Consider the following 22524-nt stretch of genomic DNA (forward strand, 5'->3'; position numbering starts at 1 on the left):
GGGCACAGCTTGGAATAGCGTGCAACATGACCGGTTTTGCACGGCTGTTCTGTCATGTGCTGCGAAATGGGTGCCAAACTCTTCCTGCCAAGCAATGGACGCTGACTATGCCGATTGTCTCCACGCAAAGCTATGAACCGCTGATAGATGGGCGGCAGTCGGCGCGGGCTATGCGGGTGCGCCGCGGGGTGCAACGTTTGATGAATGCGCAGGGACTTTCATCATTACCGGAAGTTGCGCTGACATCCGGCCGCCGGGCAGACCTCCTGTGCCTCGATGCCCGGGGCGAATTCTGGATTGTGGAAATCAAGACCTCGATTGCTGATTTTCGAATGGATAGAAAGTGGCCGGATTATCGCCAGCATTGTGACCGGCTGTACTTTGCCACCCATCCGGAGGTGCCGCAGGACATATTTCCGCAGGAATGCGGCCTGATTGTTTCCGATGGCTACTGGGCGGAAATTGTTCGAGAGGCCCCGGAGCACAAACTGGCTGGCGCCACACGCAAGGCACTGACCTTGCGGTTTGGCCGACTGGCAGCCGACCGTTTGCAAACTGCGGAATGGGTGGCCAATCCATTCATGACAGATTTGCCCGACGACACGGCAGTGTGAGTGATGGCGAGCTTATTGCAATTGTAACTTCCGGTTCAACTAAATGTCATGGCGCGGGTTTATGGGAGGGGCGCTCCTTTCAAGAAACCCTGCGAGTTCACCATGAAAAAACTGCTTCTTTCGCTCACTGCTGCCACCATGCTGGCAGGCCCTGCCGCGGCGGCCACACTCTATCCGCTTAACCGCGCAACCATTCTGGCCGGATCGCCCTTTGACTTTAAAGTCGAACTGGACGGTGTGCATCAGGCGGGGGATGTCACAGTGACTGTCAACGGCAAGCCCTATGCCGAAGTGTTCGGCAAGGAAGCTGAGTTTGTCGCGGAAGAAAAAGATGCAGATGACGCCGTTCTGGGCTCGGCGCTGCTGTTGCGCGACCTGATTATCGAAGATGCTGGCGATTACACGGTGGAGGTTTCTGCCGGGTCCGAAACGGCTTCGGTGACTTGGGAAGTTTACGGCACTGCCAACGAACCGGCCGTCAAAAACATCATATTTCTGGTAGGTGACGGGCTGTCCGTTGCGCACCGCACCGGCGCGCGCATCATGTCAAAGGGCATGAGCGATGGCAAAGCCAATGGTCGTCTGAACATGGACGAACTGGACCGCATGGCGTTTATCGGTACATCGTCCACCAGCTCCATTGCAACCGACAGTGCAAACACTATGTCGGCTTATATGACGGGCCATAAGTCCGCTGTTAATGCGCTTGGTGTTTATGCAGATCGCACGCCAGACAGCCTGGATGATCCGAAGGTTGAAACATTGGCAGAGGCGCTGCGTCGCCAGACCAACAAAGCCATTGGCGTGGTCACGACATCAGAGTTGCAGGACGCGACACCGGCGGCTGTTGCGGCACACACCCGCAAGCGCGGCGACAAGGCCGAAATCACCGCCATGTTGTTCGATGCCGGCCCCGAGGTTCTGATGGGCGGCGGCTCTGCCTACTTCCTGCCGCAGCAGACACCCGGTTCCAAGCGCAAGGACGATAATGATTATGTCACCATGTTCCGCGACGCTGGCTACCAGCTCGTTCTGGACAAGGAAGAGCTGGCAGCGGCAGGCGATGCTGACCAGAAATTGCTGGGCCTGTTTCACACCGGCAATATGGACACCACTCTGGACCGCGAAATGCTGAAAAAAGGCACAGTCGACAAGTTTCCGGCTCAGCCCGGCCTGGTCGCAATGACAGAAGTTGCGCTTGATCGTCTGTCCAAAAACACTGCCGGTTTTGTGCTCGTCGTCGAGGCTGCCAATATCGATAAAATGTCGCACCCGCTGGATTGGGACCGCGCACTTGTTGATACGATCGAGTTCGACAAGGCCATCGGCGTTGCCCGCGAGTTTGCTGCCGAAAATCCCGACACGCTGATTGTTGTCACGGGCGACCACACGCATGGCGTGTCGATTATCGGCACGGTGGATGATGAAATTGCGGGCGATGACATGCGCGAGAAGGTCGGCACCTATGCAGATGCCGGATTCCCTAATTACACAGACGAGAATGGCGATGGCTATCCGGACAGGATTGACCCTACGCGTCGTCTGGCAATGTTTGCCAACAACCACCCGGATTATTACGAAACTTTCCGCCCCAAGCTGGATGGCCCTTTCACCCCGGCCATTCAGAACGAGCAGAAACAGTATGTTGCCAACGAAGCCTATAAGGACGTTCCGGGGGCAGTGCTGCGGGAAGGCAATATTCCGCGCAGCGGCGACAGTGGCGTGCATGCGGTAGACGATGTTGTGCTGCAATCGACCGGTCCTGGCTCGGAAAATTTCCGTGGTTACATGGAACAGAGCGATGTTTACCGGGTCATGGCCGATGTTCTGGCGCTTGGCGTCAATCAGAAAAACTGACGCGGATTGAAAAGAGGGGGCGACGGTGCAAACCGTCGCCCCTTTTCGCAAATGCATTGTTAGGAAATCGGCACGGTGATGACGGCATATCTGACACGCAGAGCAGCACTTGGGTTGATGGGTGCTGTGCCACTGGCTTGGGCAGGAGTGCCTGAAGCAAAGGCCAATTCACAATTGGGGTTTGACGAGCTTTATGCCAGCTTTGGCGTGCTGGGCCTGGAGTTTTCAGAAAAGGTCAAGCAGTTGTCGGGTCAAACGACCTCGATCGCGGGATTTATGGCGCCGCCGCTGAAGGCAGAGTCGGATTTTTTTGTGCTGACAGAAATTCCCATGGCGCTCTGCCCTTTCTGTTCAACCGACGCAGATTGGCCGGACAACATTCTGGTGGTGTATCTGAATCGCCAACAGACCTTTGTACAGTTCAACCGCCCTATTGAGGCTTCCGGGGTGCTTGAATATGGGCCATGGCGTGATCCGGATACGGGCTTCCTGAGCCTGTTGCGGTTGCGGCAAGCCAGTTTCAAAGAGGTCTAGGGCCGATGCTGGGGCTGGAAATCGATGGACTGGAAATGCGATTTGCCGGCATGAATGCGCCAGCATTGTCCGTACGGCATCTGGCAATCGCGCCGGGGTCGCGCGTTGCAATAACCGGGCCGTCAGGATCTGGAAAAAGCACGTTTGTGAACGCCATCACCGGGCTTGAGCGCGTGGTGCATGGAACGGTGCGGTGGAATGAATGCAATCTGGCAACCCTGCCGGAACGCAAGCGTGATCAATGGCGTGGCGCAAATATCGGCCTTGTCATGCAGGAATTTCATTTGTTTCCCGGTCTTTCGGCAATGGAAAATGTGCTGCTGCCCGCCCGACTTGCAGGCGTGATGTCGGGTGGGTTGAAGGAAACAGCCTTGGGCCTTCTGAGTAAGGTGCGCATCAACCGGCCTTCGCAACTGGCAAATGGCCTGTCGCGCGGGGAAATGCAGCGTGTGGCGGTTGCCAGGGCTTTGCTGCGCAAGCCAGGAGTTGTGGTTGCGGATGAGCCAACCGCCAGTCTGGACAGCGAAAGCGGGACGCTGGTGGCGGATTTGCTGCTGGAGCTGACCGCAATCAATGGAACTACATTGATTGCTGTTTCGCATGATGACCGTCTGGTGCAGCGGCTGGACCGGCATTTGCGCATTCAAGACGGAGTTTTTGCTCCGCAAGGCGAGCGGGTGGCCGCAGAATGATGGGTTTTATCGGAGCTGATCTTCGACGGCACTGGGCTGGCAGTCTCGTGATAGTGCTGCTGGTTGCTCTTTCCGTTGGGCTAGGTGTCGCCGTAACGTTGCAGGAGCGTGCCCTTCGCCTGGGAAGTGCCCGTGCGGCAGACAAGTTTGATATTGTGGTCGGTGCACCGGGTAGCGATACGCAACTTGTTCTCTCTACGGTGTTTTTACAACCATCGCCTTTGCCACTGGTCGATGGCCACGTATTGCATGATCTGACGCAAGATCAGGGTGTCGCAATGGCCGCTCCCGTTGGCTTTGGTGATTCCTATCGCGATTATCCGATTGTTGGCACCACAACGGCGCTTGTCTCCGTGCTTGCCCCGCAACTTGCCGAGGGTCGGTCATTCGCAACACTGGGGGAGGCGGTGATTGGTTCGTCCGTTGCGCTGTCGGGCAGCACGGTTACGCCGATCCATGGTGCGGCGGGGCTGCCGGGTGAGGCTCATGCCGAGGTTGAATACACGATTGTCGGCCGCATGCCAGAAACCGGTACGGTTTGGGACCGGGCTATTCTGGTGCCGATTGCCTCTGTTTGGGCTGTGCATGGCATGGGTGAGCATAACCATGACCATGATGAGCACAGCCATAACGAAGCCAGTCATGAAGATGGGCATGATCATGCCGGCTTTGACCCGGCTGCGCCAATCAATGAAAGTTTTTCTTCCTACAGTGCAGGGGTTCCGGCAATCGTCGTTCGCCCAACCTCCATTGCTGATGCCTATCGGTTGCGGCAAAGCTACAGAAATGGCGAAACACAGGCAGTGTTTCCGGCAGAGGTCCTGACCCGGCTATATGCGACATTGGGAGATGCCAGAACCGTGCTTCTGGCAGTAACAGGGGTAACACAGGGTATTGTGGCCGCGGCACTGGTTCTGGTGGCGGTTTTGCATATTGGCCAGCGACGGCGGCAGATTGGCGCGCTTCGAGCTTTTGGCGCACCCGCACATGCAGTCTTTGCGCTGATATGGGGTCAGCTTTCCATTCTTGTTCTTGCCGGAATTGCGCTTGGGCTGTTGTTGGGCTGGCAAGGTGCGCAGCTTATGTCTTCCGTCTTTGCAGCGCAGAACGGTATGAGGCTGCCAATAGAATCGCACCGGGAAGATTTCCGCTATGTTCTGCTGCTTGTGACGTTCGCGGGCGTCATTGCTGCGGTGCCATCAGTCCTGGTTTACCGGCAGTCGCCGGCAGAAGCGCTGCGGTCATAGGCTTTTTACGTGTTCTTCAATCAACCGTAACGCTCCAGCACTTTCTGGCGCACTGTACTGCCTTTGAAGCGGGTCGGTTCAACCCGATATTCCAAGCGGGAATACGGCAGGCGGAGCCTTTTCCAAATGCACGAGAGTGCGCAAAAGGCCCTGCCTTGCTTCTGAGCCCTTAGAACTCGACGGCGTAATATTTCGCTTCCATGAATTCCAGAATGCCCGTTACACCGCCTTCACGGCCAAGCCCGCTCTGCTTCACGCCGCCAAATGGCGCCGCCGGATCTGACATCAGGCCACGGTTAATGCCCAGCATGCCAGCCTCAACATCTTTGCCGACCCGCATCGCGCGTTTCAGATCACCGGAATAGATATAGGCTGCAAGACCATACTCCGTATCGTTGGCAAGGCCGATTGCCTGTTCCTCGGTTTCAAACTTGTAGACCGGAGCCACCGGACCAAATATTTCCTCGTGAGCGATTGCGGCGTGGACCGGAACGTTCTGCAGCACGGTTGGCGGGTAGAAATAACCACTGCCGGGCAGGGGTGCGCCACCCGTCGTGGCCTGCGCACCAAGCTTGATCGCATCTGAAACCAGCTGATCGATTTTCTGCACTGCCTTCTGGGTGATCATCGGACCGCATTGCGTTTCAGGATCATAGCCAGTGCCAATTTTTAGCGCGGCCATCCGCTCGGTCAGGCCCTTCACAAATGCATTGTGAATGCCCGCCTGTACGTAAAAGCGGTTGGCTGCGGTGCAGGCTTCACCCGCATTGCGCATCTTGGCCACCATGGCACCATCAAGTGCCGCTTCCAGATCAGCATCGTCAAACACCACAAAGGGGGCATTGCCACCCAGTTCCATCGAGCAACTGACCACAGTTTTTGCCGCTTCTGCCAGAAGCACTCTGCCGATGCCGGTTGAACCAGTGAAAGACAATTTGCGAACGCGTGGATCAGCCAACATGGCATTGGTGACGCGGCCGGGTTTGGTGGTGGTGAGCACATTGACCACACCAGCAGGCACGCCTGCTTCCGCACCAAGCCGTGCCATGGCATAGGCAGTCAGCGGCGTTTCCGACGCCGGTTTGAGAATGACGGTGCAGCCGGCAGCCAGTGCCGGGCCAATTTTGCGCGTTGCCATGGCGGCAGGAAAATTCCAGGGCGTGATCAGGACGGAGATGCCAATGGCCTCGTGGTCAACAAGAATGTTGTGCGAGCCTGAAGGTGTGTGCCGATACTCGCCCGGAATTTGGGTTGCCTGCTCGGCATACCAGCGAAAAAACTCGGCAGCATAGGCCAGTTCGCCGCGGGCATCAGGCAGCGCCTTGCCATTTTCCAGCGATATCAGCGTGGCCAGTTCTTCGGCGTGGTCGCTCATCAAGTGAAACCAGCGGCGCAGTATTTCGGCCCGCTTGCGAGGTGGAGTTGCACGCCAGCCCGGTGCGGCCGCTTCAGCAGCGTCCACGGCGCTCAACGCATCCTCAACACTCGCATCGGCAACCTCTGCAAGTACATTGCCGGTGGATGGGTCAATGACCGGAATTCCGGAACCCTTATGCCATTTGCCGGCAATATAGAGGCCGTTCGCATGGAGGGCAGGGTCGCTGTAGCCGGAAAGTTTCGTATGCAGAGTCATAGATTCGGTCCTTGGACTATTTATCGAGCAGGGAGGCGTCGCCTTTGAAGGCGGCAGTGACGAGTTTGCGCATGTCAGGCAGAGGCAGGGGGCGGGGATTGTTCTGGATAAGCCGCGCAATGCCGCAACTCTGTTCGGCAACCCAGTCAATGCTGCCTTCATCCAATCCGAGATCACGCAGCGTTGGCGGAATGCCGATTTTCGCCAGCAGCGCTTCCACAGCGGGTATCACCTCATCGGCACTGCCCAAGCCGGTCACGCCGGCAATCCTGGCAAGTTCCGGCGCAATGGCTGGTGCGTTCCACCGCATGACATAGGGCAGCATGCACGCAACGCCGGCACCGTGCGCGGTGTGGGTAAGAGCGCCAACGGGGTACTGAATCGCATGTGCGGCCGCAACGCCTGCGACGCCGAAGGCAAGGCCCGCAAGTGTGGCGCCCATCATCACCTTTTCGCGCGCCTCACTGTCCTTGCCATTCGTGCAGGCGGCTTCCAGACCCTGCCACAAAAGTGAAATTGCCTGCAGAGCGAACTGGTCGGACATGGCGTTTTTGCCGATGAAAACCCGCTCCTGCGAAAGTCCGGCGATTGGTTCGCGACGCAGCGTTGTCAAAGCTTCAATAGCGTGGGTCAGCGCGTCCGCACCGGCAATCGCTGTCAGGCCGGGAGGGCAGCTCAGAGTCAGATCAGGATCACAGATCGATGCAGTGGGAATAATGTACGGGCTGGAAATTCCAACCTTGAGGCTGCGCTCCGCATCCGACACCACTGCCACAGGAGTGACCTCGGACCCTGTGCCTGATGTGGTGGGAATGGCGATGATCGGCATGACCGGCCCGGGAACATTGTATTCGCCGTAGTAATCCTGCGGTCGCCCGCCATGTGTCAGCAGCACGGCAATGCATTTCGCCATGTCGAGGCAGGAGCCACCTCCAATGCCGATGATGAGATCAGGCGCAAAATTGCGCGCTGCGTTGCTGCTGGCGATTGCTGACTCCACCGGAACATCCGGCAGGGTCGAGCTGTCGACCCGGGTGGCCAAGCCTGCGTCTTCCAATTGCTGCACCATTGCCAGAAGGTCCGGGTCAGCGGCAAGCCTTTCATCGGTCACCACCAGCGCACGTTGTCCGAGCTTTGATGCGATGAGACCAAGAGAACCTCGTTGGCCAGAACCGAAAATCAGCTCCCGCGGTGCTCTCATGGTGCCGAATAGCGTCATGCCGAACCTCTCCTCTGCCGACTCAGGATTCTGCTGACACTGACAAGAATTTCCGCCGGATATCAATGGAATCGTATACGATATCGTATTTGTCCAGGTATTCTATCGGCAACAGCTTCAGCTATGTCAACATTGAACCCGACAAATTCCAAGTGGCAATAAGGAGTGCATGAAAAGCAGGATAAGGTGGACCCGGAGAGCCTGGTCGGCAATCAACATTTGATAGTGCGCAGCGGCTCCGCGGCCCGGCACGATGCCTGCCTCAGTAAAATGCCCTGTTCAAAAATTTCTCAGACAAATGCCCATTCTCACAATGGGATACTGCCGATAATGGAATTGCCCGAACAGTCTGTGCAGAAAGCAATGAATTGGCACATTTTTCGGCCGCTATCAAAACGCGCGTCAGAAACGGTGGCTTGGCATTTCATGCCATGTTTCATCACATGGACCGTTCAAGCAGCCAACTGCTTTCAGTTTGAGCGCGAATTTTTTGTAAAAGGCGGTTGAACCAAGGGCCACGGGTGGGCTGACCGCCAGAGCAGCCCGCCTAACGCGGAGCGTTTTTGGCCAGGATCCGTTGCAAAGTCCGGCGATGCATGGATAGCCGGCGGGCGGTTTCCGAAACATTGTGGCCATACAACTCGAAAATGCGCTGAATATGCTCCCAGCGAACCCGGTCGGCCGACATGGGATTGTCCGGCGGCACAGCGCGGCTTTCATTATTCTGCAGCAATGCCGACAAAATATCATCCGTCGATGAAGGCTTGCACAAATAATCAACAGCGCCTTTCTTCACCGCCGACACAGCTGTCGCGATGTTGCCATAGGCGGTCAACACAACAATACTGGCCGTCGGGCGTTTTTCATGAAGCGCAGTCACCACTTCCAGGCCGCTTCCATCCGGCAGACGAAGATCTACCAATGCAAAACCGGGTGGCGAGGTCGTAACCTCGGCCATAGCGTCGTGCAGGGTAGACACCAGCCTCGGATGAAAACCGCGCTGTTCCATTATGCGGCCGAGTCGCTGTGCGAAACCGTGATCACTATCCACGATCAGCATCGAGGGATCGTTCCCCGGAATTCGCAGCGGCCGCGTTTCGGTGATAGGTGTCTCTAGATTCATCCATACGGTCTCCCGAGCAATTGTGCTGGGTACAACGAACGAATGTATCTAAGGGTTGCGAGAAATCAAACTTCGAGATGAATTTTCTACAACATTTCTAGGCTGGATACCGCAAATTTGTGTGACATCGTGACGATCAATAATTTTAAATAAAACAAAGAATTAAGGATTTTTATTATTCTTTGACATCCAACATTACACGCTGTTTATCGGCGTGGTTTGGCTCTTGCGGTGGCCACTGCCCGGGCCGGGTCTTCCGGCCATTCATGCTTGGGGTAGCGCCCTCGCAAATCTGCCCGAACGTCGCGCCACGAACCAGCCCAAAATCCCGGCAGATCCCGTGTGATCTGTATGGGACGATGAGCGGGCGACAACAGTTCCAGGGTCAAGGGCAGCATACCATCGGCAATAGCAGGGTGCTCGACCAACCCGAACAACTCCTGAACACGGATGGCCAGGATCGCCTGCCCGTTTTCATAGCGCAGCGGCAGCCTGTTGCCCGTCGGAGCTTCGAAATGTGATGGTGCAATCGTGTCCAGCCGCCGGGCAAGGTTGGCTGGCACTCTTGCCAGAAGCGCATCGGCCAACACGGCGGGGCTGATTTCAGCGAATTTCTGAAGACCTGGCAGAAACGGCATCAGCCAGTCTTCCAGACTGTCACTCAACGCGCCTGTCGACATATCGGGCCATGGCGCGCCCACTGTTTCGTGCAGGAAGGCCAGCCGGCCCAGAAGACGCTCGCCACCCTTGTCAAACGGCAAGGCTTCCACGCCAAGCTGGCGAATGCCCTGGATCAGCGCATCAGCAATGGCTGCCGGAGCTGGATTGGCCAACGGTGTCTCGGCCAGCATGGCCCGGCCAAGCAAACGCACGCGTCTCGCACGCACACTGCGGGTGGTAGTGTCGAAAGCAACGCGCTCTTCTTCAGTTATATGCGGTGCAAGCACGGATTCCAGAATATCGCGGCGCATGGCCGCCGCGGCGTGGATGCGTCCTGTTCTGGCCTGTCCCTGTAGCTCCGCCACCACCAAAGCCGGTGCATCCGCCAAAGTCCAGGCTTCATCAACCACGCCGCCCCGCCCATTGGACAAAAGAAAATGTCCGCGTGCACCCCGCGCAAGAGCTATTCGGTCCGGGTAAGCCAAAGTCAGCAGCACCGCGCCGTCTGCATGGTCGACGTCGCCTGCAGGCAGTTTTTGCCTGGCAAGTCTTTGCGCCAGCCCCAATGCCGCCTTTGCCCGAGGTGAGCGGTCGGTCCTGAAACGGCGATGGCGTTCCATCAGGTCAGGATCATTGCCACCCAGGCCCCGCTCTGTCAGCACAATGGCCAGTTCTGCCGCCAATTGTCTGGGTGCTCCCTCAGCGGCCCGCGCTACCATTGTGCCGAGGCGCGGCGGCAAAGCCAGATCGCGCACCGCCACGCCGCGCGGGGTCAACCGCCCTGTGGCATCGATGGCTCCCAGTTGCAAAAGCAGATTGCGCGCTTCGTTCAACGCGGCTTCTGGCGGTTTGTCCAGAAATGTCAGGCTGGCAGGGTCTGTTACGCCCCACGCGGCGCAGTCGAGTATCAGGCCCGACAGGTCGGTGGACAGAATTTCCGGCGGGTCGAAAGGCGGCAAGGCCGCCGTTTGCCCCGAATGCCAAAGCCGGATGGCCGTGCCGGGTGCGGTTCGTCCCGCGCGTCCGGCGCGCTGATCTGCTGCCGCTTTGGAAACCCGCACGGTTTCCAGCCGCGAAAGGCCAGTCGCCGGTTCAAAAACCGGTCTTCTGGCAAGGCCGCTATCAATGACGGTGTTCACGCCATCTATTGTGATGGAGGTTTCGGCAATTGATGTCGCCAGCACCACCTTGCGCTGCCCGTGCGGTGCAGGGCGGATAGCCAGATCCTGCCCCGCACTGTCCATTGCGCCGTATAAAGGTGCCAATATAATGTTGGCAGGCAGGCTCGGCTCCAGACGCTCTTTGACGCGCAGGATTTCGGCTTGCCCCGGCAGAAAGGCCAATATGCTGCCGGCCTGACTGGCCAGGGCGTCACGAACAGCCGCGGCAACGCTGTCTTCAATGCGTACGGTGCCACTGCGGTCACGATGCTCAATATTGACAGGAAAACTGCGCCCACTGCTTTCTATAACTGCGGCATTGTCCAGCAGGCTGGCAATTCGTGCGCCATCCAGTGTTGCAGACATGATCACGATTTTCAGATCATTGCGCAGGGCAGCCTGCACATCCAGCGCCAATGCCAGCCCAAGATCGGCATCCAGTGAACGTTCGTGAAACTCGTCGAACAAAATGGCTGAAACGCCCGCAAGGTCGGGGTCTGCCAGCACCATTCTCGTAAAAACGCCTTCGGTGATGACTTCGATGCGGGTGCGGTCCGAAATTCGAGTGTCCAGCCGCATTCGCCAGCCGACTGTTTCCCCCACTGTCTCATTCAGCAGGAATGCCATTCGGGAAGCGGCAGCACGCGCTGCAATTCGGCGTGGCTCAACCAGCAAAATGCGGCCGGAACTATAGGGTCGGTCTTTCAGGAACAGTGGCACCAGGGTGGTTTTTCCCGCACCCGGCGGCGCAACCAGAACAGCCTTGCCCTGTTGCTTCAGCACAGTGTCAAGCTGCGGCAAAATAGCCGTTACGGGCAAGTCAGACATGATACATTCTCAAATGTTGCAGGCAGTAATCCTACCCCAATTGGCCGTTTCGCACAGTGACGTCAAAGCCAATTCGCATTTCGCCAAGATACAGCTTCTCTCTCTTGCCCTTATCTGCGATTAAAAGGTGAGTTTATTGGTGGGAAAATCGATGTCTGACAATCAAGTGAAAGATGCGCGGCGAACGCTGGTGTTGACCGGGGCCTCCCGCGGGATAGGCCACGCGACTGTCAAACGCTTCTCGCGTGAGGGGTGGCGGGTGATCACATGCTCACGGCAGGATTTTTCCAACGATTGTCCGTGGCCGGCCGGGCCGGAAGACCATATTCGAGTGGACCTTGCCAATTCGGACGATATTGGCCACGCAATATCCGAAATTCGACGCCGCCTGGAAGATAATGGCGGCAGGCTGGACGCGCTCGTCAACAATGCGGCGATTTCACCCAAGATGGAAGGTGGCTCGCGGATGGATTCCATTCGCACCCCCATGCATGTCTGGCGCGATGTGTTTCAGGTGAACTTCTTTGCCCCCATCATGCTGGCGCGCGGCCTCTATACCGAATTGCGGCAGGCAGGGGGTTCGGTTGTCAATGTGACATCGATTGTTGGCAGCCGGGTGCATCCCTTTGCCGGTACAGCCTATGCAACGTCCAAGGCCGCATTGGCCTCCCTCACGCGGGAGATGGCGGCAGATTTTGGCCCTGCGGGCATCCGCGTTAACGCGATTGCGCCCGGGGAGATTGACACTGCCATTCTTTCTCCGGGCACAGACAAGATCGTCGAAACCATTCCGATGCGCCGACTGGGCAAAACAGCGGAAGTTGCCGATATCATTTTCTTCCTCAGTTCAGGCCAGTCATCTTATGTGAATGGCGCCGAAATCCACATCAATGGTGGCCAGCACGTTTAACGGCCCAAGTGCGTTGCATCGGATCGAAAGACCATCCGCAACGCACTGCTTCAACGGCAGATGTTTTACGCCGCGCTATCTTTGCGGGCTTCCAACGCGCCGAACAAAAGGCCCGTGCCGGAAAAGATGAAGGAAATGCCAAGATAGACGCCAACGGCCCAGATTGCCGTTCCCGGCAAACCAAGAATAAGCAGAATTGCCAGTCCAAGGTTTAGAATACCGGTGAGGATCAACCCCCATTTGCCGGCCTTGCTGCCGGTGAATGCGCGCGCCAGAGCAAATTCCAGAAACGCCGAGATGATGAAATAGGTGGCCAGCATCCAGGTCAGCGTAATGGCCCCGGCGAAAGGATCATAGACAATAACAAAGCCAAGTATTGTTACCAGAACCGCAAGTGCAAGGCTGGACCAGAAACCGGCGTGCTTGCGCGCCTGAAAAGCGCCGACAATGCCGAAAATGCCACCAATGATCAGCAGCCAGCCGAAAAACAGGGTTGAGGCCAAAGTGGCCGCAAAAGGTGCAACCAATGCCAGAATGCCGACGATGAGCATCAGCGCACCTTGAAAAGCATAAGCCTTCCAATGATCATGCATTTGCCGACGAAAGTCTTGTTGAAGTCTTTCTGCCGTGGATTGAAATGAACCATCTGCAGGAACTGTCATCGCTTGTGTCCTTTTCAAAGGAGCAGAAGCTGCTCCGCCAATCAACCAGAGCCTTTCATGTGATCTTTCGATCAGCCGAAATGCCTGATGCTTTGTTTTGCCGCATTACCCACCCGCTGAAGCGCTTTGCCTTCAACGGGAAATGCCTTGATGTTCAGAACTTTTCACGCCTGGTTTAAAAGCGCCTGTGCTCTGCCCCGTTCTTCTTGCTGAAAACCGTTCAGGAATTGCGATTGCCTGACCCTGTGCAGCAATTGACGCAGAGAATGATCTATATTTTCATTTTTTCAAGCATATTTATTGCTTAATAAAAATATATCCGGCCATGAATATGGTTAATCTATCTGTTAGTGTTATCTCTGGAATAAATCCAGACCCGTGCGGGCGGTATATTGTTCCAGATCACCCGTGAGCAGGTAACATCAAAAAATCCGGAAACCGGCTTTACTGGCGGTTTCCACAAATAGGAAAGCTGGGTCAGCTTGCCGCCGGGTGTCATCCGGGTGAAATAGCGTTGCAACAAGGCTTGCCGCTCGGCTTGCTTCATGTTCACTATTGGAATGGCGAACAGGATTGTGGCGAATTTCTCCGCCCCTCCATCGCCCAGGGTGGCATCCAGATCAAACCCGTCGCCATTGATAACGGTGATTCCGGGAAAGCGCTGTTTCAGAGCTTTGGCGAAGTCTGCATCATATTCGATGGAAACTATTCGCGCCGGATCCACGCCTGCACGCAAAAGCGCCTTGGTTACGGCGCCAAGGCCCGGTCCCAGTTCCAGAATTCGGCCCGGCAGATCAATTGTCGAGTGCGAGACCATTTCATCGCAATATTCGTCGGATGAGGCTGCCACTGCGCCCATTTTAACCGGGTGCCGCAACCATGTGCCAAAAAACTTGGCCCAATCACCTCTGGTCTTTTGCATTTCACTCATGGTCTGGCTCTTGGCTTGAATAGACGTTCAGGTGGAAAGTGCAGGGTCCGGACCAATGTCACGGTGGTAAACCAGAATTCGTGCAGGAGGCAGGTTCAATTTTATCCAGTTGGACTTTTCCATCCGCGCATTGATTCGTTCCGGCAGAACCGGCGCACGCCGCGCATAGGTGAACTGAATAAAACGGCCGCCGGGCTGCATCAGCGTGAGATAGGTTGAGATTGCCGCTTCGCGCTGGTGGTCGGGTCGGGTCATCAAGGGCAGGCTGGATACCACGGCCCGGATTGTGCGCCCGTCAAGCGCCTTTGCCAGCGCAGGGCCTGGCGCATAGGCATCAGACTGCACGATGTGCGCTTCCGGCAGACGCGAATGAAGAAGTTTGCAGAATTGCGCGGAATATTCGAGCAGGACCAGCTTGTTTTCAGGTATGCCCCGCTCCAGAAGGCAGCGCGTGACAACCCCGGTGCCAGGTCCCAATTCCAGCACAACCTCGTTTTCACCGAGCGGCAGGGGCACGTAGCCCGCCATCTGGCGGCCCAGCGCCACGGAAGAGGGAAAGATGGCGCCGGTCATCAGCGGCTTCTTCAACCAGCCCGCCAGAAACCGCGACATGTCCACCGCCTGCGAGTTTTTTCGCGTATCGGCAATACCGCCCAGCACTTTTGCTGGAAGCGCCTTAAAGCGCCTGGAAAAGACAGGTGGGTTCTTGAAGTCCATCAGCACCAGAATCTCGGATCGGTCCATTGCAAGCGGTTCGGGCAGCCGGAGGCACGACCTGATCCGCTCATCGGTTCCTGCTTTGCGTCTGCGCGTGGGCGGCGAAAGTGCCGCTTGCACTCGCTGTAGCAGAGCAGTGCTATTTTTTCGCGACAGTAGTCATTCAACTGCCTGACGGAAGCCCATAGACCGAACTTTTTGGATTTTTCCTGCTGATTGGTGGTTCAACTGTCGCTCAGACCGCTGAGAAATTCCTTCATTCGGGAGAAGAAACCGGTCGATTGCGGCGAGTTTTCCGAAGAAGATATTTTCTCAAACTCTTCCAGCAATTCGCGTTGGCGGCGCGAAAGATGCTGCGGCGTTTCGATCGTGACCTGAATGAAAAGGTCGCCGACCTGTGTCGAGCGAAGAACCGACATGCCCTTGCCGCGTATCCTGAACTGGGTGCCAGCCTGCGTACCCTCCGGCACTTTGACGCGGTTCTTGCCACCATCCAGTGTGGTGACTTCAAAAGAACCGCCCAAAGCAGCGGTTGTCATGGAAACCGGCACCTTGCAGTGCAGATCGGCACCATCCCGCTGAAAGAACGGATGGCCACGGACTGACAGGAAAATATAAAGGTCACCCGCAGGGCCGCCGCGCAGGCCGGCCTCACCCTCTCCTGAAAGGCGAATGCGTGTGCCATCTTCAATGCCGGCAGGAATGTTGACCGAAAGATTGCGTTCCTGAGGTCTGCGCCCTGAGCCGCCGCATTTCTGGCAAGGATCGGCGATGATGCGACCATTGCCATGGCAGGTGGGGCAGGTCCGCTCCACGGAGAAAAAGCCTTGCGAGGCGCGAATGCGCCCGGCACCGCCGCACGTGGGGCATGCACGAGGCGAAGTTCCCGGCTTGGCACCTGAGCCGTTGCACGGCTCGCACTGAATGGTGGTCGGAACGCGAATTTCAGCGCTTTTGCCGGTGAACGCTTCCTCCAGTGAGATTTCCATGTTGTAGCGAAGATCAGAGCCGCGCTCGCGGCCATTTGTCGGGCCGCGGCCGCCCCGGCGAGACCCGTGCATCTGGCCGAAAATATCTTCGAAAATATCGGACATGGAGGACGAAAAGTCCGGGCGGAAACCGCCGCCAGCCTGCCCACCGCCATTCTGAAATGCAGCATGGCCGAAGCGGTCATAGGCGGCGCGCTTCTGCGGGTCTTTCAAAACCTCGTAGGCTTCACCAATTTCCTTGAACTTTATTTCCGCCGCTTCATCACCGGGATTGCGGTCGGGATGATACTGCATAGCGAGCTTGCGAAATGCCGACTTTAGAATTTTGCCGTCGCATGTCTTCGTGACACCGAGCATTTCGTAGTAATCGACCTTTACGGACACTGCTGCACCAATCCAAAAATCTAGCTATCGGGAATAACGAAGGCATCTGCCTTTGACTATCACATAGGAACGACCGCACCGCGTTACCACAGGCACGGCCGCCGATAAAGACGATCTATATCATTGTGCCCGCTCTGATAAATCAAAACGGGCACAATGCTTACCTGAGGTTTTAGAGCGTTTCATGTGATCTTCCGACCACCTGTCCCTCTCCAACTCTGTTTTGTCGCATTGCCCTGCCGTTGAAGCTCAAGCGCCTCAACAGGAAATGCGCCGGAGCCTTGATCAGGCAGACTTCTTGCGGTCGTCGTCCTTGACCTCTTCGAAGTCGGCATCGACAACATCGTCGCGGCCGTCACTGCTCTGTGCAGAAGCGCCAGCTTCCTCGCCATCGCCGGCGTCTGCCTGTGCAGACTCATACATGGCCTGACCAAGTTTCATGGAAACCTCGGCCAGCTTTTCGCTCTTCGACTTGATAGCCTCGGCGTCGGCGTCGGCATTTTCCAGCTCTGCCTTCAGATCAGCAATAGCGGTTTCAATCGCCTTGCGGTCGTCTTCAGAAACCTTGTCGCCGTAATCCTTCACCGACTTTTCGGCCGAGTGAATCAGGCTTTCTGCCTGATTGCGCGCCTCAACCGCTGCGCGGCGCAACTTGTCCGCATCGGCATTGGCCTCAGCATCCTTGACCATTTTTTCAATGTCGGCGTCAGACAAACCGCCCGATGCCTGAATGGTAATGCGCTGCTCTTTGTTCGTGCCCTTGTCCTTGGCGGAAACATTGACAATGCCGTTGGCATCAATGTCAAAGGTCACTTCAATCTGCGGCACACCACGTGGTGCTGGCGGAATGCCTTCCAGGTTGAAACGGCCCAGAGACTTGTTGTCAGCCGCCATTTCACGCTCGCCCTGGAACACCTGAATTGTCACGGCATTCTGGTTGTCGTCAGCGGTGGAGAACACCTGGCTCTTTTTGGTCGGAATGGTTGTGTTGCGGTCGATAAGCCGTGTGAACACGCCACCCAGAGTTTCAATGCCCAATGACAGCGGGGTTACGTCCAGCAACAGAACGTCCTTGACGTCGCCTTGCAGAACGCCGGCCTGAATGGCCGCGCCCATTGCCACAACCTCGTCCGGGTTCACGCCTTTATGTGGCTCCTGTCCGAAGAAGTTTTTCACCACTTCCTGAATCTTTGGCATGCGTGTCATGCCGCCAACCAGCACAACCTCGTCAATGTCTGCGGCGGTCAGGCCAGCATCCTTCAACGCAGCCTTGCAGGGCTGCACAGTGCGCTGAACCAGCTCGTCCACCAGGCTTTCAAACTTGGCGCGGGTCAGCTTCAGCGTCAGGTGCTTGGGACCAGTCGCATCAGCGGTGATGAATGGCAGGTTGATTTCAGTCTGCGTTGCCGAAGACAGCTCAATCTTGGCCTTTTCAGCAGCCTCTTTCAGGCGCTGCAGGGCAAGCTTGTCGTTCTTCAGGTCAATGCCTTGTTCTTTCTTGAACTCGGCCGCCAGATATTCAACCAGACGCATGTCAAAATCTTCACCACCAAGGAATGTATCGCCATTGGTGGACTTAACTTCAAAAACGCCATCGCCGATTTCCAGAATGGAAACGTCAAACGTGCCGCCGCCCAGATCGTAGACAGCAATGGTCTTGCCGTCGTTCTTTTCCAGGCCATAGGCCAGCGCTGCCGCTGTCGGCTCGTTGATGATGCGCAGAACTTCAAGTCCGGCGATCTTGCCGGCATCCTTGGTTGCCTGACGCTGGGCATCGTTAAAGTAGGCGGGAACCGTAATGACGGCCTTTTCGACCTTCTCACCCAGATAGGCCTCAGCGGTTTCCTTCATTTTCTGAAGAATCATTGCCGAAACCTGCGATGGCGAATACTTGCCGCCTTCCGCTGCGACCCAGGCATCGCCATTGTCGGCCCGCACGATCTCATAAGGAACAAGACCCTTGTCCTTCTGGGTCATCGGATCGTCATATGTGCGGCCGATCAGGCGCTTGATGGCGAAAAGCGTGTTCTCAGGATTGGTAACGGCCTGGCGCTTGGCGGATTGGCCGACGAGACGCTCGCCGTCATCCAGAAAAGCAACGATGGAGGGCGTTGTACGCGCGCCTTCCGCGTTTTCAATAACCTTCGCCGTTTTGCCGTCCATTACGGAAACGCATGAATTGGTTGTGCCGAGATCGATACCAATCACCTTGGCCATAAGTTTCTCCTTCGTTAGCGAACCGCCCGGACCCTCATGGAGGCGTTCCGGCCTGCGATTCCTTGTGCGTTATATATGTTCCGGCAACCATGCCACAGAGGCCGGGCTGTCAGGCTGTCAGCTATATATGAACGGTGATTTCGCCATGCAAGGAGTTGAATCACTTCGCAGTGAACGAAGATGACTTTCTTCAGGGCATTTCGCGTCGAAACGATATCTTTTCAACGGCAGGACTGTGCGGCGGAACAGAAAGGCATGGCCATCAGGGCGATCATGAGATCGCCAGAATGGGTCTACCCGCCAAACAGCCCGCGAAACAGCGAACGATCGCTTGCACGGCCCTGGTTGACCGGACCTTCGAGCACTGCATCCGGAGGCAACTGATCCTGCCGGACAATACGGGCAGGCTCTCCGGGGGCCGGCTGATATTGCGGCTGAGGCTGCTGGGCCTGCTGGCTCTGCCCGGCCAGCGGCGCTTGCGGCAATACATTGCCGTACTGGTCAAGAAGATTGCCATATTCGTCGACATACACCGCGGCAGGGTTGTTGCCGTAAGGGTCATTGGCCGCCATCGGAGCTTCCTCCTGACCACCGATCACATAATCGCCCGGCAGAGTCATGGGGGGCAGGTCGGCATGAGCTTCCACCATGAAGCTTTTCCAGGCATCAGCGGGCAAGGAGCCGCCAGTCACCTTGTTCATGGGCTTGCCATTATCATTGCCCAGCCAGACACCTGTGGTCAGATTGGCCGTATAGCCAATGAACCAGGCGTCTTTAAAATCCTGCGTGGTGCCGGTTTTTCCGGCAACCTGCCAGCCGGGCAGCTGGGCCCTGCGGCCGGTACCCGATGTGATAACTCCGGTCAGCATGGCATTCATCATTGCTGCAATATCTGACGTAACAATAATCGGCGGGATTTCGGCTGGACGTTCATACAGCACCTCGCCATCCATAGTGGTTACGCGGTTGACCAGATGCGGCGTTGCGCGATAACCGCCATTGGCGAAGGGTGCAAAGGCACCGGTCAGTTCCAGCAGCGAAACTTCCGAGGTTCCCAGCGCAATTGAGGCATTTTCCGCCATGGGAGCGGTGATGCCCATGGTGGTTGCCGTTTCAATCACGGTTTTCGGGCCAAGTTCGGCGGTAAGCTGAGCCGCCGTGGTGTTCAGGGACTGTGCCACAGCCTGTGCCATGGTTACCGGTCCGCGAAACTTGTTGTCGTAATTGGAAGGTGACCAATTGCCGATGGTGGTCGGCTGATCCATCATCATGCTTTCCGGCCGCCAGCCAAATTCCAGCGCGGTTTCATAAACAAATGGCTTGAAGGCCGAGCCGGGTTGACGCCGCGCATCCACAGCGCGGTTGAACTGGCTTTCGGCGTAGTCCCGGCCCCCGACAATAGCGCGAATTGCGCCAGTGCCATCTATGGCCACAAGCGCACCTTGCGTCACATTCTGCCGCGCATTGTCGATTGTCTCGCGAATGGCTTCCTCAGCGGCCTTTTCCAGCGGCAGCTCAATGGTGGTTTCCACCACCACATCCTGTTTCACCTCACCAACCAGAGTTCTCAGGTCACGCATCACCATGTCTGCGGCGTAGTGCTCGGCACCGGTCCAGAAACTGCGGGCCTGTGTCGGCTGCTCTGCGCGGGCCGCTTCAAATTCTGCCTGATTGATGAAGCCGGAATCCAGCATGGATTGCAGGACGACATCGGCACGGGCCTTGGCGCCCTGGGGGTCGCGCACGGGCGACAGGCGGGAAGGGGCCTTCAGGACACCGGCAAGCAGCGCCGCCTGACTGAGTGTCAGCTCATCAGCATTCTTGTCAAAATACCGCCGCGCGGCGGCCTGAACACCGGTTGCGCCCGAACCGAAATAAACGCGGTTCAGATACATTTCCAATATCTGATCCTTGGTGAAACGCTGTTCCAGCCAGAGCGAGAGAATGGCTTCCTGTATCTTGCGCTGAATGGTCTGTTCCGGAGTCAGGAAAATATTCTTGGCCAATTGCTGCGTCAGGGTGGAGCCGCCCTGCACCGTATCGCCAGCCTGCATATTTTCGACAAAGGCGCGCACAATGCCAATCGGATCAACGCCGAGATGTGAATAGAAGCGCCGGTCTTCAATCGCAATAACGGCCTTTGGCAGATAAGGGCTGATCTGGTCCAGCGCCAATGCTTCACCGCCGGTCAGGCCTCGATTGGCCATCAGATCGCCCGTTACGGAGACAATGCGCACGTTGGGTGGGCGGTCCGGCACAACCCATGCCTCTTGCGGCAGGGTGATGGCGAAATAGCCAACGACACCGGCCACGGCCACCATGCCCCAGAAGGCCAGCATAAAACCAAGGCTGACGAGCCGTCCAAAAAAACTGCGTTTGCGGCGCCCGCTCCCGCCATTCCCGCCGCCACCGGAACGAGCATTTCGCTTTTTACGCGGCATTTTTTCCCGTTCTCCGGATTTCCAGGCGCCAGGCGCGGCACGGTCATCGGCGGAAACACGCAGCCCGCCATCATCGCTGGTGCGACGTGAGCCAGAAAAACTTGGCTCGATACGCGGCTCTTTCCGGCCTAAACCCATAATGTCTCCTTCGTCCGCGCCCGATCATTGCATTTGCGGCTTGAACCGCCGTTGCAGGGTAAATATGGCGGTTTAACGAGTCGTTATGAAATACGACAAAGCCCTGTTGTATTATTGCCATGGTCTACATGAACCCAGGATTACAATTGTGTTTCTCGAACCATCCTGGGTTTATTGTGTGTCGCGCTGCTTTGGTCACAATCACCGGAAAACGCGTCCGGAATTGGAGTGGACCAGAATGCAGCCGAAAACATCCGGTCCGGATCTAGCCAATCTGACGGCGCAACTCAACGAACTTCGTGAAAAAGCTGGTCAGCTGTTTATGGCTGGCCGTTTTGCCGATGCTCTGGAAGTGGCGCGCCAGGGCTTGGGCATTTTGTATTGGCCACCCTTTGTCGAGCAGGAAATCTGCTGCCTTTCGCGCCTTGGACGCTATGATGAGGCGATGCAGATTGCCGAGCACCTGCCCGAAGACAAACGCAGCGCGAATTTTTTTGACATTCTTTCAGAGATTTATGGCGAGCTCGGAGTGCTCGACAAGGTGCGCTTGTATGGTAGCCGCTCACTCGCAATGAAAAACCAGCAGACCCTGGCGGATCCAGGCCACGAGCTGCCCCGGGAAACGCCGCCACGTTTTGATCCGCAAGCGATTAACATCATTGCCTTCTCACTTTTTGGCGACAAGGCGCGGTATTGCGAATGCGCAATATTGAATTGCCAAGCTGTTGCCCAGATGCTTCCCGGCTGGACATGCCGCTTTTACGTGGATGAGACTGTTCCTGACGATGTGTTGCGCCGTATCGCCGCTGCGGGTGGCGAGTTGTGTGTGCTTGAAACGCATGTCAGGCAGATCGTGCATCCACTGATGTGGCGCTTTGTCGTGGTGGATGACGAAAAGGTGGCACGATATCTGATCCGCGATGCGGATTCGGTCATTGCCCCGCGTGAGGTTGCGGCAATCGCGGAATGGCTGGCCTCAGACAAGTGGTTCCACGTCATGCGGGATTCGACCACTCATTCCGAGTTGATTCTGGCGGGCATGTGGGGTGGCTGCGGCGGCATCGCGTGGAACATGCAGGCAGAAGTGCCGATGTTCATGGCCGCGGGCGAATATGCTGCCACCCATGCTGACCAGCATTTTCTGCGCTTTCGGGTCTGGCCCACCATGCGCAAAAGCGTCTTGTCGCACGATGAAATTTTCGACTATCCGGGCAACCGCCCATTTCCGCCCTGTAATGCGCCGAGACGCTGGCAGGATGATCATGTCGGAGCGAATTTCGGTTTTCCGCAGATCAGCGGAGAGGTGGATGTGCCGGATGGAACCGCGCTGGACTGGACCCTGCTGAACGAAGCGGGTGATGCGGTGTGCAGCTATCGGGTGCTTGTGCAGTCAGGAAGCTGGGAGGCATCATTGCCATTTTCCTATGCCCGCAAACTGGCCGATGGAATATGGAAAATCCGCGCGCTTCCCAGACTTGACCCGGCGATTGTCCACTAGGTTGATTTTGCGCGATGCATCCTGGCGGGTCGTTGCTCAGTGAACGCCATTGTCCAAACGATCATCGAAC

At 56.8% G+C, this 22524-nt stretch carries 18 protein-coding genes; 8 read left to right on the top strand and 10 right to left on the bottom strand.

Going from position 1 to position 22524, the window contains the following annotated elements:
* Positions 1-107 precede the first annotated feature (107 nt).
* The 5 genes from FPY71_RS16465 to FPY71_RS16485 all read left to right on the top strand — a co-directional run bounded on the left by FPY71_RS16465 (position 108) and on the right by FPY71_RS16485 (position 4944).
* Positions 108-614 carry an MmcB family DNA repair protein gene (locus FPY71_RS16465; RefSeq protein ID WP_149301427.1) on the top strand — a complete coding sequence of 169 codons (507 nt, stop codon included), beginning with the start codon at positions 108-110 and terminating at the stop codon, positions 612-614.
* A gap of 102 nt (positions 615-716) precedes the next feature.
* Positions 717-2471 (top strand): alkaline phosphatase, encoded by a 1755-nt coding sequence (locus tag FPY71_RS16470; RefSeq protein ID WP_149301428.1) that lies wholly within the window; start codon positions 717-719, stop codon positions 2469-2471.
* Positions 2472-2549: 78 nt separating this feature from the next.
* A complete protein-coding gene (locus FPY71_RS16475; protein WP_149301429.1) occupies positions 2550-3005 on the top strand; it encodes a hypothetical protein in 456 nt (151 codons plus the stop codon).
* A 5-nt stretch (positions 3006-3010) separates the two neighbouring features.
* Positions 3011-3697: an ABC transporter ATP-binding protein gene (locus tag FPY71_RS16480; RefSeq protein ID WP_149301430.1), complete on the top strand. Its 687-nt coding sequence runs from the start codon at positions 3011-3013 to the stop codon at positions 3695-3697.
* Positions 3694-4944: an FtsX-like permease family protein gene (locus FPY71_RS16485; protein WP_149301431.1), complete on the top strand. Its 1251-nt coding sequence runs from the start codon at positions 3694-3696 to the stop codon at positions 4942-4944. The genes FPY71_RS16480 and FPY71_RS16485 overlap by 4 nt, the downstream gene beginning before the upstream one ends.
* A gap of 169 nt (positions 4945-5113) precedes the next feature.
* On the opposite strand, the gene FPY71_RS16490 is transcribed toward FPY71_RS16485, so the two are convergent.
* Both FPY71_RS16490 and FPY71_RS16495 read right to left on the bottom strand, forming a co-directional pair.
* A complete protein-coding gene (locus FPY71_RS16490) occupies positions 5114-6577 on the bottom strand; it encodes an NAD-dependent succinate-semialdehyde dehydrogenase (protein WP_149301432.1) in 1464 nt (487 codons plus the stop codon).
* A 16-nt stretch (positions 6578-6593) separates the two neighbouring features.
* Positions 6594-7796: an iron-containing alcohol dehydrogenase gene (locus FPY71_RS16495; RefSeq protein WP_149301433.1), complete on the bottom strand. Its 1203-nt coding sequence runs from the start codon at positions 7794-7796 to the stop codon at positions 6594-6596.
* Between the two features lie 165 nt (positions 7797-7961).
* On the opposite strand from FPY71_RS16495, the gene FPY71_RS16500 reads away from it, so the two are divergent.
* Positions 7962-8303 carry a hypothetical protein gene (locus FPY71_RS16500; protein ID WP_149301434.1) on the top strand — a complete coding sequence of 114 codons (342 nt, stop codon included), beginning with the start codon at positions 7962-7964 and terminating at the stop codon, positions 8301-8303.
* A gap of 40 nt (positions 8304-8343) precedes the next feature.
* On the opposite strand, the gene FPY71_RS16505 is transcribed toward FPY71_RS16500, so the two are convergent.
* Together FPY71_RS16505 and hrpB are read right to left on the bottom strand one after the other, a co-directional pair.
* Positions 8344-8919 (bottom strand): ActR/PrrA/RegA family redox response regulator transcription factor, encoded by a 576-nt coding sequence (locus tag FPY71_RS16505; protein WP_149301435.1) that lies wholly within the window; start codon positions 8917-8919, stop codon positions 8344-8346.
* 206 nt (positions 8920-9125) lie between these two features.
* A complete protein-coding gene (gene hrpB / locus FPY71_RS16510; RefSeq protein WP_149301436.1) occupies positions 9126-11567 on the bottom strand; it encodes an ATP-dependent helicase HrpB in 2442 nt (813 codons plus the stop codon).
* A gap of 151 nt (positions 11568-11718) precedes the next feature.
* Here hrpB and FPY71_RS16515 point away from each other — a divergent pair, with 151 nt between their 5' ends.
* The gene (locus tag FPY71_RS16515) at positions 11719-12477 is read left to right on the top strand and encodes an SDR family NAD(P)-dependent oxidoreductase (RefSeq protein WP_149301437.1); all 759 of its coding nucleotides are present in this window, start codon (positions 11719-11721) and stop codon (positions 12475-12477) included.
* 65 nt (positions 12478-12542) lie between these two features.
* Here FPY71_RS16515 and FPY71_RS16520 read toward each other — a convergent pair whose 3' ends face one another.
* The 6 genes from FPY71_RS16520 to FPY71_RS16545 all read right to left on the bottom strand — a co-directional run bounded on the left by FPY71_RS16520 (position 12543) and on the right by FPY71_RS16545 (position 20956).
* A complete protein-coding gene (locus tag FPY71_RS16520; RefSeq protein ID WP_149301438.1) occupies positions 12543-13139 on the bottom strand; it encodes an HdeD family acid-resistance protein in 597 nt (198 codons plus the stop codon).
* A gap of 340 nt (positions 13140-13479) precedes the next feature.
* Positions 13480-14070, bottom strand: coding sequence for a class I SAM-dependent methyltransferase (locus FPY71_RS16525; RefSeq protein WP_149301439.1), 591 nt, complete (start codon positions 14068-14070; stop codon positions 13480-13482).
* Positions 14071-14097: 27 nt separating this feature from the next.
* Complete coding sequence (locus FPY71_RS16530) at positions 14098-14814, bottom strand: class I SAM-dependent methyltransferase (protein ID WP_246160646.1); 717 nt, start codon at positions 14812-14814, stop codon at positions 14098-14100.
* Between the two features lie 197 nt (positions 14815-15011).
* Positions 15012-16160 carry a molecular chaperone DnaJ gene (gene dnaJ / locus FPY71_RS16535; RefSeq protein WP_149301440.1) on the bottom strand — a complete coding sequence of 383 codons (1149 nt, stop codon included), beginning with the start codon at positions 16158-16160 and terminating at the stop codon, positions 15012-15014.
* A gap of 285 nt (positions 16161-16445) precedes the next feature.
* Positions 16446-18377, bottom strand: a complete 1932-nt coding sequence (gene dnaK, locus FPY71_RS16540) for a molecular chaperone DnaK (protein ID WP_149301441.1) — start codon at positions 18375-18377, stop codon at positions 16446-16448.
* 293 nt (positions 18378-18670) lie between these two features.
* Complete coding sequence (locus FPY71_RS16545) at positions 18671-20956, bottom strand: transglycosylase domain-containing protein (RefSeq protein ID WP_149301442.1); 2286 nt, start codon at positions 20954-20956, stop codon at positions 18671-18673.
* Between the two features lie 238 nt (positions 20957-21194).
* Here FPY71_RS16545 and FPY71_RS16550 point away from each other — a divergent pair, with 238 nt between their 5' ends.
* Positions 21195-22454, top strand: a complete 1260-nt coding sequence (locus FPY71_RS16550; protein ID WP_149301443.1) for a hypothetical protein — start codon at positions 21195-21197, stop codon at positions 22452-22454.
* Positions 22455-22524: the final 70 nt, after the last annotated feature.

This window comes from Aureimonas fodinaquatilis, assembly GCF_008369445.1.
Taxonomy (GTDB): domain Bacteria; phylum Pseudomonadota; class Alphaproteobacteria; order Rhizobiales; family Rhizobiaceae; genus Aureimonas; species Aureimonas fodinaquatilis.